11 protein-coding genes, 6 pseudogenes and 1 riboswitch are annotated in these 12,367 nt (G+C 51.9%); of the genes and pseudogenes, 8 read left to right on the top strand and 9 right to left on the bottom strand.

Going from position 1 to position 12,367, the window contains the following annotated elements; translation table 11 throughout:
* Nucleotides 1-241 precede the first annotated feature (241 nt).
* Nucleotides 242-661: a thioesterase family protein gene (locus tag AB9F26_RS18670; protein ID WP_039003123.1), complete on the top strand. Its 420-nt coding sequence runs from the start codon at nucleotides 242-244 to the stop codon at nucleotides 659-661.
* A gap of 9 nt (nucleotides 662-670) precedes the next feature.
* Here the strand turns inward: AB9F26_RS18670 and AB9F26_RS18675 are convergent.
* The 3 pseudogenes from AB9F26_RS18675 to AB9F26_RS18685 form a co-directional block, all read right to left on the bottom strand.
* Nucleotides 671-781 (bottom strand): annotated as a pseudogene (locus AB9F26_RS18675) (IS5/IS1182 family transposase); the annotation flags it as partial.
* A gap of 142 nt (nucleotides 782-923) precedes the next feature.
* Nucleotides 924-1,352 (bottom strand): annotated as a pseudogene (locus AB9F26_RS18680) (helix-turn-helix domain-containing protein); the annotation flags it as partial.
* A gap of 181 nt (nucleotides 1,353-1,533) precedes the next feature.
* Nucleotides 1,534-2,264, bottom strand: a pseudogene (locus tag AB9F26_RS18685) (IS5 family transposase); the annotation flags it as partial.
* A gap of 51 nt (nucleotides 2,265-2,315) precedes the next feature.
* On the opposite strand from AB9F26_RS18685, the gene AB9F26_RS18690 reads away from it, so the two are divergent.
* A complete protein-coding gene (locus AB9F26_RS18690) occupies nucleotides 2,316-2,564 on the top strand; it encodes a transposase (protein WP_369768708.1) in 249 nt (82 codons plus the stop codon).
* A 38-nt stretch (nucleotides 2,565-2,602) separates the two neighbouring features.
* The gene (locus AB9F26_RS18695; RefSeq protein WP_369758167.1) at nucleotides 2,603-2,821 is read left to right on the top strand and encodes a hypothetical protein; all 219 of its coding nucleotides are present in this window, start codon (nucleotides 2,603-2,605) and stop codon (nucleotides 2,819-2,821) included.
* Between the two features lie 30 nt (nucleotides 2,822-2,851).
* On the opposite strand, the pseudogene AB9F26_RS18700 reads toward AB9F26_RS18695, so the two are convergent.
* Nucleotides 2,852-3,862: pseudogene (locus AB9F26_RS18700) on the bottom strand (IS3 family transposase).
* A 40-nt stretch (nucleotides 3,863-3,902) separates the two neighbouring features.
* Here AB9F26_RS18700 and AB9F26_RS18705 point away from each other — a divergent pair.
* Nucleotides 3,903-4,063 (top strand): annotated as a pseudogene (locus tag AB9F26_RS18705) (IS3 family transposase); the annotation flags it as partial.
* Nucleotides 4,064-4,317: 254 nt separating this feature from the next.
* Here the strand turns inward: AB9F26_RS18705 and gcvA are convergent.
* Complete coding sequence (gcvA, locus tag AB9F26_RS18710; RefSeq protein WP_369758166.1) at nucleotides 4,318-5,235, bottom strand: transcriptional regulator GcvA; 918 nt, start codon at nucleotides 5,233-5,235, stop codon at nucleotides 4,318-4,320.
* Nucleotides 5,236-5,367: 132 nt separating this feature from the next.
* On the opposite strand from gcvA, the gene AB9F26_RS18715 reads away from it, so the two are divergent.
* Both AB9F26_RS18715 and AB9F26_RS18720 read left to right on the top strand, forming a co-directional pair.
* Complete coding sequence (locus tag AB9F26_RS18715; protein ID WP_369758165.1) at nucleotides 5,368-5,490, top strand: hypothetical protein; 123 nt, start codon at nucleotides 5,368-5,370, stop codon at nucleotides 5,488-5,490.
* An 84-nt stretch (nucleotides 5,491-5,574) separates the two neighbouring features.
* A pseudogene (locus tag AB9F26_RS18720) lies at nucleotides 5,575-6,156 on the top strand (IS5 family transposase); the annotation flags it as partial.
* Between the two features lie 45 nt (nucleotides 6,157-6,201).
* On the opposite strand, the gene AB9F26_RS18725 reads toward AB9F26_RS18720, so the two are convergent.
* Both AB9F26_RS18725 and AB9F26_RS18730 read right to left on the bottom strand, forming a co-directional pair.
* Nucleotides 6,202-6,669, bottom strand: coding sequence for a 6,7-dimethyl-8-ribityllumazine synthase (locus tag AB9F26_RS18725; protein WP_335585148.1), 468 nt, complete (start codon nucleotides 6,667-6,669; stop codon nucleotides 6,202-6,204).
* Nucleotides 6,670-6,744: 75 nt separating this feature from the next.
* Nucleotides 6,745-6,894, bottom strand: a riboswitch (FMN riboswitch).
* A 246-nt stretch (nucleotides 6,895-7,140) separates the two neighbouring features.
* On the bottom strand, nucleotides 7,141-7,878 hold the full coding sequence (locus AB9F26_RS18730; protein WP_369768709.1) for a helix-turn-helix transcriptional regulator: 738 nt from the start codon (nucleotides 7,876-7,878) through the stop codon (nucleotides 7,141-7,143).
* 62 nt (nucleotides 7,879-7,940) lie between these two features.
* Here AB9F26_RS18730 and AB9F26_RS18735 point away from each other — a divergent pair, with 62 nt between their 5' ends.
* Entirely contained in the window at nucleotides 7,941-8,576 is a 636-nt protein-coding gene (locus tag AB9F26_RS18735) for a glutathione S-transferase family protein (protein WP_369768710.1), read from the top strand.
* 669 nt (nucleotides 8,577-9,245) lie between these two features.
* On the opposite strand, the gene AB9F26_RS18740 is transcribed toward AB9F26_RS18735, so the two are convergent.
* Both AB9F26_RS18740 and AB9F26_RS18745 read right to left on the bottom strand, forming a co-directional pair.
* The gene (locus AB9F26_RS18740) at nucleotides 9,246-10,151 is read right to left on the bottom strand and encodes a bestrophin family ion channel (protein WP_335585151.1); all 906 of its coding nucleotides are present in this window, start codon (nucleotides 10,149-10,151) and stop codon (nucleotides 9,246-9,248) included.
* Between the two features lie 34 nt (nucleotides 10,152-10,185).
* Nucleotides 10,186-11,064, bottom strand: a complete 879-nt coding sequence (locus AB9F26_RS18745) for a LysR substrate-binding domain-containing protein (protein WP_335585152.1) — start codon at nucleotides 11,062-11,064, stop codon at nucleotides 10,186-10,188.
* Nucleotides 11,065-11,214: 150 nt separating this feature from the next.
* Here AB9F26_RS18745 and AB9F26_RS18750 point away from each other — a divergent pair, with 150 nt between their 5' ends.
* The gene (locus tag AB9F26_RS18750) at nucleotides 11,215-12,333 is read left to right on the top strand and encodes an S-(hydroxymethyl)glutathione dehydrogenase/class III alcohol dehydrogenase (protein WP_369758015.1); all 1,119 of its coding nucleotides are present in this window, start codon (nucleotides 11,215-11,217) and stop codon (nucleotides 12,331-12,333) included.
* Nucleotides 12,334-12,367 lie beyond the last annotated feature (34 nt).

Here is a 12,367-nt window from a genome sequence, read left to right on the forward strand (position 1 = left end):
TATAAAGTTAAATTCCGATGATGCATCTGTCAACGACCTTTGTGCGGAAATCAAAGATTCCGCGTGGCTAAGATATATTTGTGGAAAATTCATATGTTTAACGCATGAACTGGCACAGATGAGCCGTTGAGGACAAAAGCCTCATTTCGGGGCAAGCTTGACGATTGAACGAACTTTAAGCATAAACTATATAGACCCGCGTATCACCTCGATATTGGTCGCAGTAATTGAAGGATAAGTTATGCCATTTGAAATTTCAAAACCCATGCGTTTCGGCGATTGCGATCTGACCGGAATTGCATACCACCCTGCCTATTTATCCTATCTTGTGGATGTAAATGAGGCCATGTTTGCCTCTTTTGGCGTCACGTGGAAAGAGTTGATGTTTGAACGGCACCTGGGGTTGCCCAGCGTGAAAATGAATATCGTGTTCAAAAAACCAGCAGTTTATGGCGATACATTGAAGTTTGCGGTGCACGTAAAACGTATCGGTAAGTCTTCGCTAGAACTCTATACCGTGGTGACCGTGGATGGGGATGTGATTTGGACGATTGAGCAACTCATTGTCATGACCTCGACCAAGGATCACAAATCCCATCCTTGGCCCGATGATTGCCGCGCAGGCCTCGAAAAATATCTACATCCCGAGTTGAATGACTAGGATCAGAATTCAGCGATTGATCCAGAAGATGACACTTGCGGAATAGAACGTGTGTGCGCATCGGTCGAAGCGCATGGCAATACGTCGCCAATCTTTGAGTTTGGCGAATATGTTTTCAACCGCTTCAATCAGGATCGCAGCCTATCGCAAGAGTTCATTTCAAAGCCAATCGCAACGCAGCTCTTACTGAGTGGCGCGGCCTTTGTGCGGCATAAAAGGGCAGGGATACGGGCCTAGCTGAGGCGAGTTCGAATTAGTCTGACACCAACCCCCCAAAACTCTCGCGGCGCAAGCGAGGCTGATGGAAGGTCCGGCGCTGTTTGCGCGACAACCAGATCCCCGCATCTTGCATCCATTTGCGCAGCGTCTCGCGCGAGACCTTCAAATCATGATCTTCAGCCAACTTCTCAGCCGCAAGGGTTGGCCCAAAGTCCGCATATTTTTCCTGAACCAAAGTAATCGCAAAATCCCGGATCGCAGGATCAATCCAATTATTAGATCTACGGCCGCGTGCTCGATGTCGAATGGCCGCTGCACCACCGGATTGAAACGCTTTCAACAACCGTTGTATTTGCCTTCGGCTCAACCCCAGCACATGCGCCGCGGCAACAGCTGTCATCCGGCCCTGTATTACTTGGCTCAAAACCTCAATCCGGTTCAACTCACGCTCGCTCATCATCACCCATCCCACGACCACACTCCAATCCTGTTTCAGACGGGGAAGTGTGACATTCTAACTTTGCGGCTACATGAGAAAGTCCTATAATCAATATTATGTAAAATAAAATTGTCTTCTATAACCGCGCGTCATCGATAAGTGCCCATAACAGAAAAAAACAATTACCGACGAAAACGATCATTAGGCTCAGGTCTCATAACCAAAATAGGCCTGTAGCAGCGAGTGCGATTGCGGAGATGAATACGTTAGGGCATCGATCATATCGGGTTGAAACGCGCCGCCAGTCTTTCAGCTTTCCAAACATATGTTCGATCCTGTTGCGCCTTTTATACCGGCGCTTGTCATGCTTGATGACCTTTTTACGGGACTTTCTGCCCGAGATGCAGGGCTGTGTTCCCTTTTCATCAAGGCATTCCGAAACCAATCAGCATCATAGCCACGATATTCCCGCAGCCAATCTGCAGCGGGAATATCACCCAATAAGGCGGCCGCGCCAGTATAATCGCTGTACCATTGCCCGGCAGGCGATGCTTGCATCGCTGAGAGGGTTGACCTGCGGTTATAATGAAATGAATTGGGCGACCTTTGGTGTCAGGGATTGCATGCAATTTGGTGTGCATCCCACCCTTTGTGAGCCCGATTAGGCGAGCAGACCCCCTTTTTCAACCGTAGGCTTGAAGCCGTACGGTGAGCCTTGAGGTCGGTCGCACCAATTGAGATTGTCGTGTTGTCAGGTACCTCAGAAGCTAAACCAGCCATAATGTTGGCGAAAATACCCATATCACTCCAACGCTTCCACCTATTGTATAGTGTCTTGGGATGGCCATAAGCCGCAGGCGCATCACACCATCGTAACCCATTGCGATTTATGAAAGACAAGATGTAATCTTTTTTCGAAAGAGTAAGCCGCAATTTTCCTGAAGATGGTCTTGTCGCAGTTTAATTCCGGTCTCCTTCAAGCAATGTTTGCTATGAATGGGAACGAGATACACAGACGAGTTTCGCGGTGATGCAGTGCGCATTGCAACGACCAGTGGACTGACACGGCCACAAGCGGCCTCTGATTTGGGGATTTGGCTTTCGACGCTGAACAATTGGGTCCAAAAGCATCAGCATGATGACCTGGTGTCGGGTCCTTACGAAGACGTCGAGAAAGAGAACGAACGTCTTCGCAAGGACGTCCGGCTGCTTCGCGAGGAGTATCCGTGTTGGTCAAGTGGGTGAGGTTCGCCTTCATTGATGCCTGGAAAGAAGGGTGGCCCGTGGAATTTCTCTGCCGCATTATGCAGGTTACATCGCATGGTTTTCGCGCGTGGCGGGTTCGCCCGATGAGCCAACGGCAGCGCGGCGACATGGTTATTCTGGCGCATATCCGAGAGCAATATCGTCTGAGCCTGCATAGCGATGGTCGACCACGCATGACCGAAGAGTTGCAGGAGATGGGGCTGAGGAGAGGTGGTCCTACTTTTTCGACCAGTTAGCAGCCATTTTAAGATGGATCAGGATTTCATTTAGGCTGCCATTCTCATTGGTTCTGTTTTTCTTTCATAAGCGTCGTCTGGCGTCAATATTCCGTGGGTGGAATGCGGGCGCTCGGTATTTTAGTAGGCCAACCATTTCCCGATACCGGCGCGGAACTGTGAACCCGAAATGCGTTTAGGTAAATGCATTCATACTTCAAGGATCGCCAGAGCCGCTCAATCATGCGGTTATCAACCCAGCGGCCTTTGCCGTCCATGGATATCGCCACGTCGCCATCTTTCAGCGCCTGTATCCACTCAAAGCCGGTGAACTGGCTGCCTTGATCGCTATTCATGATCTTGGGTTTTCCGTATTTGGCCATTGCCTCGTTCAAGGCATCGACACAAAAATCCGCTTCCATGCTGTTTGATAAACGCCAGCTCAAAACCTTGCGACTGTACCAATCCATAATGGCGACCAAATAGAGGAACCCGCGCTGCATCGGAATGTACGTGATGTCGACACACCACACCTGATTTGGTCTATCAATTACCAATTTCCTCAACAGATAAGGGTAAACCTTGTGTTGAGGATGTTTCTTGCTGGTGTTTGGCGTCTGGTTGATTGACACCAAACGCATGAACCGCATTAATCTGCGCACACCCCTCTCAGCAATGCAAACATAGCTTGCCGGCAGCGGATGGCGGCCTCATTTGTGACCCTGCCGTTGCATATAACGCGCCATTTGCCGTGACCCATACCAAGGTGTATCTAGGAATTGCTTGTCAATAATTTGCATGAGCCGCAAATTCTCGATCTGCGCTTCATCAACCCGCTCCGGATCTCGCCCTCGTTTGTAAAATGCAGTGGCCATATTCTCAATCTCAGCGCGTTTCCACGTCCCTATCTGGGTGGCCTCTCGGTGTTTGCAAACAAACACCTGCCGGTAATAGATGCACCCCATACTTCTTCGACAGTTCCGCCATCGTCATTTCCTCACGGATTGCCTCAAGTGCAACCTTGGCTTTGAAATCGGCCGAATGGTTCTTTGGTTTCGTCATTTTGAATCGCCTCTCTCAGAAGTCGATCCATCCTAACTATAAATCGCTCAAGGCAGAGCTGATCTGGTGCAAACGCTAGGAAACCAGACGCAAGGCTGAAGGGTCATCTTTTGGTATATCAATGGGTTCTATAATCCACGACGGTGTCATTCTTCGTTAGGTGGCAAAAGCCCCTTGGCCTTTGAACGAAAGGCTGCCTAAATGAGTTGAGAGACAGGAACGTAAGCGTGACAAGACAAAATTGTCAAAGGCCCATTTATTTCCGACCATAATCGGTTTGAGACCAATCGCCGCTTTAAGCCTTCAAGGCGGTTTTTAAAGGCCCCACGCGCTTTAGAAAATCTCGCGCCGTTGCAGCACACTTTGGTCTCACCTCATGAGGGTATCAGCCATCCGCCCAACTTTGTTAATATCTGCTCCTGCCTTTTTGACACCGAAAACGTGCGACGCGCAGTTCACGGCTTGACCAGTTTGTTCTTTTCCGCTTCTGCGGTCAGCCAATCATAGAAAGCTCTAACCTTCGCCCGACGCATGTGGCTGTGAGGGCAAACCAGCCAATAGGCCAAATCTGTTTTCAAATCGAGATCGAAGGGCTTGACCAATCGGCCAGATTTCAAGTCGTCCGTGATCGACGAATGGCTAACGAGGGCAACCCCAGCACCACTGATCGCCGCTTCGATTGCCATTCCTTCAACCGTGAACCTTGGGCCTTGTCCGGTTTTAATACCTTCCACACCCGCCGCTTTTGTCCACATTTGCCAGTCTGGAACACCCGTCTTCATCTTGCCCCAGTCGACATGAATTAAGCGGTGCCCCACCAGATCCTCGGGTGTACAAAGGGGAATGGGGCCGTTCAAAAGGTTGGGACTGCAAACCGGACTCACTTCTTCATTCAGCAGTTGGGTGACGTGCAGTCCTTTATAGCCGCCCATGCCCAAACGAATGCTGACGTCGATGCCATCAAGGTCAAAGTCCTTAAAGTCCAACGACGCGTCCAGCCTGACGTCGATGTCGGGATATTTGCGCGAAAAATCTGGCAGTCGGTTTAGCAACCACTTGCTCGCAAATGTCGGCACGCTGCTGATCGTAAGAAGGCCGGCTTCCTCATCGCGCGCCAAACGTTCAACGGCCTCCGCAAGATTGTCAAAGCCCTCCGTCACCAGTGGCAATACGGTTCTTGCCTCTGGTGTGAGTTGGACGGCTCTCGTCATCCGCCGAAACAGCTCAACTCCGAGATAATTTTCCAACTGCTTAATCTGTTGGCTGATGGCGGCGGGGGTTACAAACAGCTCATCTGCAGCCTTAGCAAAGCTCTTCCATCTGGCCGCTGCTTCAAAGGCTTGCAGTGATTTTAAGGGCGGAAGTTTGCGCATCGTGGCCTCTGACTACATTATAGATAAGTAAATCTAACTTGTTCTAATGGATTATATCATTTGTACGATACGCCCAGTGGAGTCTACATCTGATTCAGAAATGTAAAGTCGAATCAAAACAGGAGCAAGCAAATGCAAAACCAATTTCCCCAAATGTCAGTCACGGTTTCCGGGATGATTTCAGAAACGGCCTATTGGGTTGTTATGCGCGTTACAGGTGGGTTCGGTTTGATCGCAAAGGCATTCAAAGATTAGAAATTTCAAAATGTGCGTGCGTTAGTTAGTTTATGGTTTGGCCGCATTAAATCGGCCAAACTTAAAAAGACACTATGCTCTATGGGTGTTTTCACCAACATTATGGCTGGTTTAGCTTCTGAGGCACCTGACAGCACGCCAATCTCAATTGATGCGACCGACCTCAAGGCTCACCGTACGGCTTCAAGCCTACGGTTGAAAACAGGGGGTCTGCTCGCCTAATCGGGCTCACAAAAGGTGGAATGAACACCAAATTGCATGCAATCCCTGACACCAAAGGTCGCCCAATTCATTTCATTATAACCGCAGGTTAACCCTCTCAGCGATGCAAGCATCGCCTGCCGGGCAATGGTCCAGCGATTATACTGGCCCGCCTTATTGGGTGATCTTCCCGCTGCAGATTGGCTGCTGGCAGATCGTGGCTATGATGCTGATTGGTTTCGGAATGCCTTGATGAAAAAGGGAACACAGCCCTGCATCCCGGGCAGAAAGTCCCGTAAAAAGGTCATCAAGCATGACAAGCGCCGGTATAAAAGGCGCAACAGGATCGAACATATGTTTGGAAAGCTGAAAGACTGGCGGCGCGTTTCAACACGATATGATCGATGCCCTAACGTATTCATCTCCGCAATCGCACTCGCTCCTACAGTCCTATTTTGGTTATGAGACCTGAGCCTAATGACCCGACAGACCCTGAATGGGCATGGTATGTTATCCTACGCGATCAAGGCTGTTCGTGCTTTCCGTGTCTAAAACAACGGCACGAGTACGTCCAATCATCAGCGCGGCATTTGCGGCCTCACGACCCTTTTGCACGAAGTGGTCGGCGAAAATGCTCATGTGGTGGGTGGTTTCTTGAAAGTGGTGCGGCGTCAAGGATACTGACAAAATTGGCACACCAGTCTCAAGTCCAGCCTGCATTAGGCCCGTAACAACAGCCTGCGCCACAAACTCGTGGCGATATATCCCGCCATCGACGACCAGCGCTGCGCACACGATTGCGCTATACCGACCTGTGCGTGCCAACTCCCGCGCCATCAACGGCATTTCAAACGCGCCAGGCACATCAAAAACGTCTATGTCATGGCTGTCAATGACTTCGCAAAACCCGACCAGCGCCTGATCAACAATATCGGAATGCCAATTGGCTTTTATGAAGGCGTATTGGGCTTGTTGCATATGTCTTTCCTTTAGCAAACTATTGGCCAAGGCGATCACATGCAATGCGCGCTGCGCAAAGGGCACAGGCGGAAAACACACTCTCTTTCATCCGGACTATGACCGTCGGCTCGGGAATCACACCCAATCTGCTGGACCCTTACACAAGAATATAAGGCGCTCGCGGGCTTGCGAACGTGTTCGCTTACCGCCGGTGGGGAATTTCACCCCGCCCTGAGAATTAAATTACTGGTTATCGAAATAGCCAAAAAGTGCAACCCCAAATTCTCCCTAACTCAATTGCCGCAAGTCATGTAGCGCACACCTTTTGTCTATCGAGAGGAATCGGTTTGGGAACAACCTATCTTCAATTAGTTTTACAGAACGACGCTGGTCATCACCTCTGACCAAACGCCAATCATCAAAGCCGCCGACTCTGCGCCGGGATTTATGTGTCCAATGGAGCGGTCGCCAACGCCGTGACAAATCTCCTCACCAAACGTCGTTTATTTGGCCGCCCTGTTTCGGGACCGACATCTGGTTTAAGCTTTCTTCAGACATCTGTGAAATATAGTCGCGCAGCAGCCTGACACGGTTTGGCCGAAAGCTCTCGTCGGCTGGTTCTGCCGATTCCATTCTCGACATGAGGAACTTCCTAAAGTCCTTCCGGAGGCAACACCAAGCGAGAAGTCCTGGGCCTCTGTCGAGGTACACAATCGCGAGCGGATAGACGCGCCGATCGGTGAGCGCTCCATCCACATCTCGATATCGAAGGTCGATTGCGGTTTCTTCCCAGCTGGCAGTCCGGATCTGGGAAATATCCGGCGCTACGTTTGGGGGGACTTGATAACGATAGACCATATGCGTTGCATGAAGAATTTGGCGCTGCAGCCGTTCCGGCAGGGTCGCTGCGATCTTTGCGAGCGCGGACTCGGCCGCCTTGGCCAATTGTGCATCACCACGCTGGCGCACATCGCTCAGGCCGACAACCAGGGCTTCCATCTCAATCCGGTCAAAGGTCTGGGGCGGCAGAGCGGGATCTTCGGTTAGGGTGTAGCCAACCCCTGCCGCCCCGTCGATCAAGGCGCCACTCGCCCGCAGGCTTGCAATATCGCGATAAAGCGTGCGTTCCGACACTTCGGTCTCGATGGCGAGCCGAGCAGCGGTCACGGGCTTGGGCAACACCCGCAAGGCGTTCATCAAGCGAAAAAGGCGTTCGGGGCGGCTCATAACATCCTGACGGAAACTGACAGTAGACCCCCTCTATAACCGACACCAGATCGAAACCAAACATGGAAAACAACACTGTGCTCACCCTATATCATGCGCCCCACTCGCGGTCTTCACGCATCATCCGCCTGATCGACGAACTAGACATCTGGACACAGGTCGAAATCCGTGTCGTCGGTGTCGCGCGTCAGGATGGATCGGGCGGACACGATCCGAAAAACCCGCATCCCGAAGGCAAGGTGCCGTTACTGGTTCATGACGGTATTGAAATATGGGAATCGAATGCGATCATCCTCTACCTGACCGACCTTTTTCCAGATGCAGGAATGGGGCCTGTCGCCGGTGATCCGCAACGTGGGCGGTATCTGAGTTGGCTTGCTTGGTATGGCAACGTTGTCGAGCCGGTCATCGTGATCGCGGCTGCGGAGGTGTCGCACCCGATACTAGATGTCACCTTTCGGGGTGTACCGGAGATGACAAGTCGATTGGTCAAGGCCCTTGAGCAATCGCCTTTCCTTATGGGCGATAAATTTACGGCGGCTGACTTGCTGATGGTCTCGCCGTTCACATGGTTTCCCGCCTCAGCCCCCGACCACCCGGCCATCAAGGCATGGATCGAACGGTGCGAAGCGCAACCATCAGCGCAGCGAACTGCAGAGTATGAGACACGGCAACTTGAGCAGGACGTTTTGGCCTGATCGAAACTGATATGCGGCGGCAGACAATCCGCCGCGTATCAAGTTCTTAGAGGTCGGGAAGTTTTCCAACATCGTCGACCCTTTTAATACCCGCTCAACTATTGAAGAACTTGACCTCCCTCGTTATTCGCTGCGTTGCAAAATTCCGGTGTGACGGGATCAAACCTGCCGTTAGCAGTGAAGCTAATCGATGGCCGCTTTTCTCCAGATGCTCATTCGGCGGTCAAAGGCCCCTAGGCCAACAATCACCATGATCACGGAAGTCAGATTCGACATAAGCGCGTTAATCTGGGCCTTTATTGGAGACGAAAGTTTCCCTTAATCAATCAGACCCCTGTCCTTGGCCATGACACCATCCGGCTGAATGCTTGCAATCATATCCTTAGATCGCCGCGTAAGAGTGACCCATCCGCGGACATCGTGGATTCAACATAATCTGTGATCTTGAGAATGGATCCATTGGCTTCAACCCAGGTCTTACTTTTGTGCTCCTGCGTGGATATCCGCTGCGGCAAACCCCATTCAAACCTAAAGCAGTTGTTCAAGGTTTCGGCCTCTTCTGTGAAAGCAGACCTTGGCTGCATTGCAGAAAAATGGATTATTGGGCTCAGACGGGAATTGAACACGCCAACAAGTGTCGTTCTTTTGAAAGACAGCTCTTACAGTAATTTAACTCAGCACATGGTTCGTCGCAGACAGGGCGACCGGCGGCGACCTTTCCAACGCTTCAGATACCGATATTTCAATCGTGCGACACATCGCATCCAATGGCAGGCCGTTCTGAACGTTGCGGAATGGCAGTTCCAACTCGTTCGTTACAGCCTGAAGTCCAAAGAACGCATAGGCCACAATTGCGGCGAAGACAGGTGCGAACCAGCCGGTTGCCTCAATCAGCGCGAAGGGCAGCAGCCAGCAGTATAGATAGGTCGTTCGCCGCACCAACAGGGAATAGACGAAGGGTAGTGGCGTCGTGAATATCCGTTCACATCCGGCCTGCGCCAATGCCATCGACGACAGCGTTTGCGAGATCGTCATTTGCCCAAATCCACTGATTGCGTCTTTACGCATCAGCAGGCCGATTTTGTCAGCAATAGACCGCAAAGCTGCATCTGCAGGGTTCTTGTGAGCCGTCATCGCGGTGGTTTTTTCTTCGCCTATCCAGCCGACGATGTCGGACTTCACATCCACACTGCGCAAAAAGCCGCGGTGCAAATGCGCGAAAGCAACTGCGCAAGATAGGATATGCTCTCGATCTTCCCCCTTGCCGACAAAAACGCACATGTGCCGCCCCAGATTGCGCACATCAGCAATCATTCCACCCCACAGCTTGCGGGCTTCCCACCAACGATCATAGGCGGCGTTGTTACGAAATCCGAGGAACAGCGACAGTGCGACGCCAAATATACCCATCGCGGCTATCGAGATGTGCGGCAACGGGATGACGTATTGATCCAATGCCAAAACGATCACAGACAGCAGGGCTATGCCCAATATCTTGTCGATAATCTTCGGCACCACCGATCCTTGCATGACGAAGAACAGCTTAAACGAAGACGGAGACTCTCTGACGATCATCTGGCTGTCCTTCTCAAGTGTAAATTCGAAACGTTCAAGTTTGAGCCAACCTTTCACCCAGATGATCTAACAGCAATCGCACTTTCGGCGACAGATGCCGGTTTTGCGGATAGATTGCCCATATTCCATCATCCGGCGCACGATAAGTGTCGAGCATGGGCACCAACCGGCCGGCCTGCAACTCCGCTTCGACGTAATAATCAGGCAGTTGGATGATCCCGACGCTTTTTCGAGCGGCATCGACCAAAGACCATCCGCTGTTGCAACGCAAATTTCCTTTGACGCGGATATGGCGTGACTTGCCCTTTTCCTGAAACCGCCAATAGCCCAGCGTTCCTTGCAGACAATTGTGCTGGTCAAGTTCGGACAGCGTATGCGGCACACCATTCACAGCCAGATAATCCGGCGAGGCACAGACGAAATGGGCGCGCGACGCGAGCCGTTTGGCCATCATAGTGCTGTCTTTAAGCTCGCCCAATCGGATCGCCAGATCGAAGCTTTCCGACACCAGATCAAGCCTCTGGTTGGTCAGCTCCAGATTAACCTCGAGTTCCGGAAAGCGGGCGACAAAGTCGTTGATCAGCGGCGCAATTCTGGATTCGCCGTAGGTCACGGGCGCGGTCAGGTTAAGCCTGCCCTTGGGGGTCTGGTGCAGATCGGTGATGGCACGGTCAGCATCTGCCAGCCCATCCAGAACCTGTCGGCAATGATTGTAATAGATTTGCCCTGTATCGGTGATCGAAACCTTGCGCGTGGTGCGATAAAACAGTTTGACGGCCAGCCGTGCTTCGAGTGCCCCAATTTGACGGCTGACCTGCGCCGTGGAAATCCCCAAGCGGTTGGCGGCGGCGGTAAAGCTCTCGGCTTCAGCGACTGCGACGAATTCTGAAATGCCTTCCCAAATTGCCAACATTGTTTCCTCTACCGCCGATCCAAGTGATTTTCACTATTACAGTACAGTAACAGTCATTTGCATAAACGCCCAATTATCCTTTGACGGAAATAGTGTAAAACATCAATCACAAACCGCCGCACCAGAAAAAAGTGAGTTGAGATGACCAATATAATTAAATCCAAGGCCGCCGTTGCCTGGGCCGTTAACCAGCCGCTCTCTATTGAAGAGATCGACGTGATGCCGCCGCAGGCCGGTGAGGTCCGCGTCCGTATTGTCGCTTCCGGCGTCTGTCACACCGATGCTTTCACCCTGTCAGGCGATGATCCCGAAGGCCTGTTCCCAGTCATTTTGGGCCACGAAGGCGGCGGGATCGTTGAATCCATTGGCGAAGGCGTGACCAGCGTGGCCGTTGGTGATCACGTGATCCCGCTTTACACACCCGAATGTGGCGAGTGCAAATTCTGCAAATCCGGCAAAACCAACCTGTGCCAGAAAATCCGCGAAACCCAAGGGCGCGGTTTGATGCCCGATGGCACCAGCCGTTTTTACAAAGACGGCAAACCGATCCTGCACTACATGGGCTGCTCGACTTTCTCGGAATACACCGTGTTGCCGGAAATCTCGCTGGCTAAAGTGAACCCCGAGGCGCCATTGGAAGAAGTTTGCTTACTGGGTTGCGGTGTCACCACGGGCATGGGAGCTGTGATGAACACCGCCAAGGTCGAAGAAGGCGCGACCGTCGCGATCTTTGGCATGGGCGGCATTGGTCTGTCGGCTGTGATTGGTGCGGCAATGGCCAAGGCCAGCCGGATCATCGTGATCGACATCAACGAGAGCAAATTTGATTTGGCTCGCAAACTGGGCGCGACGGATTTTATCAATCCGAAAGACCACGACAAGCCGATCCAAGACGTGATCGTCGAGATGACCGATGGCGGCGTTGACTATTCGTTCGAGTGTATTGGCAACGTTAACGTCATGCGTTCGGCACTGGAATGCTGCCACAAGGGCTGGGGTGAATCCGTCGTCATCGGTGTCGCCGGTGCTGGTCAGGAAATCTCCACCCGCCCCTTCCAACTGGTCACTGGCCGTGTCTGGCGCGGGTCTGCGTTTGGTGGCGTCAAGGGTCGTTCCGAGTTACCTGATTACGTCGAGCGCTACATGCAGGGTGAATTCAAACTAAATGATTTCATCACCCACACCATGGGTCTTGAGGACATCAACACTGCGTTCGAGTTGATGCACGAAGGCAAAAGCATCCGAACCGTCATCCACTTCGACAAATAAACCAATAAGTCGGTCGCGCCCAATATGGCGCGGC

Origin of the sequence: Falsihalocynthiibacter sp. BN13B15 (genome assembly GCF_041205415.1) — a bacterium.
GTDB classification, from domain to species: Bacteria; Pseudomonadota; Alphaproteobacteria; order Rhodobacterales; family Rhodobacteraceae; genus Falsihalocynthiibacter; species Falsihalocynthiibacter arcticus.

Bases quoted from the DNA above. Each gene is read 5' to 3' on its own strand.
- AB9F26_RS18670 (WP_039003123.1), top strand. From the start codon at position 242: ATGCCATTTGAAATTTCAAAACCCATGCGTTTCGGCGATTGCGATCTG.
- AB9F26_RS18690 (WP_369768708.1), top strand. From the start codon at position 2,316: ATGGGAACGAGATACACAGACGAGTTTCGCGGTGATGCAGTGCGCATT.
- gcvA (WP_369758166.1), bottom strand. From the start codon at position 5,235: ATGCGCAAACTTCCGCCCTTAAAATCACTGCAAGCCTTTGAAGCAGCG.
- AB9F26_RS18715 (WP_369758165.1), top strand. From the start codon at position 5,368: ATGCAAAACCAATTTCCCCAAATGTCAGTCACGGTTTCCGGGATGATT.
- AB9F26_RS18725 (WP_335585148.1), bottom strand. From the start codon at position 6,669: ATGCAACAAGCCCAATACGCCTTCATAAAAGCCAATTGGCATTCCGAT.
- AB9F26_RS18730 (WP_369768709.1), bottom strand. From the start codon at position 7,878: ATGAGCCGCCCCGAACGCCTTTTTCGCTTGATGAACGCCTTGCGGGTG.
- AB9F26_RS18735 (WP_369768710.1), top strand. From the start codon at position 7,941: ATGGAAAACAACACTGTGCTCACCCTATATCATGCGCCCCACTCGCGG.
- AB9F26_RS18740 (WP_335585151.1), bottom strand. From the start codon at position 10,151: ATGATCGTCAGAGAGTCTCCGTCTTCGTTTAAGCTGTTCTTCGTCATG.
- AB9F26_RS18745 (WP_335585152.1), bottom strand. From the start codon at position 11,064: ATGTTGGCAATTTGGGAAGGCATTTCAGAATTCGTCGCAGTCGCTGAA.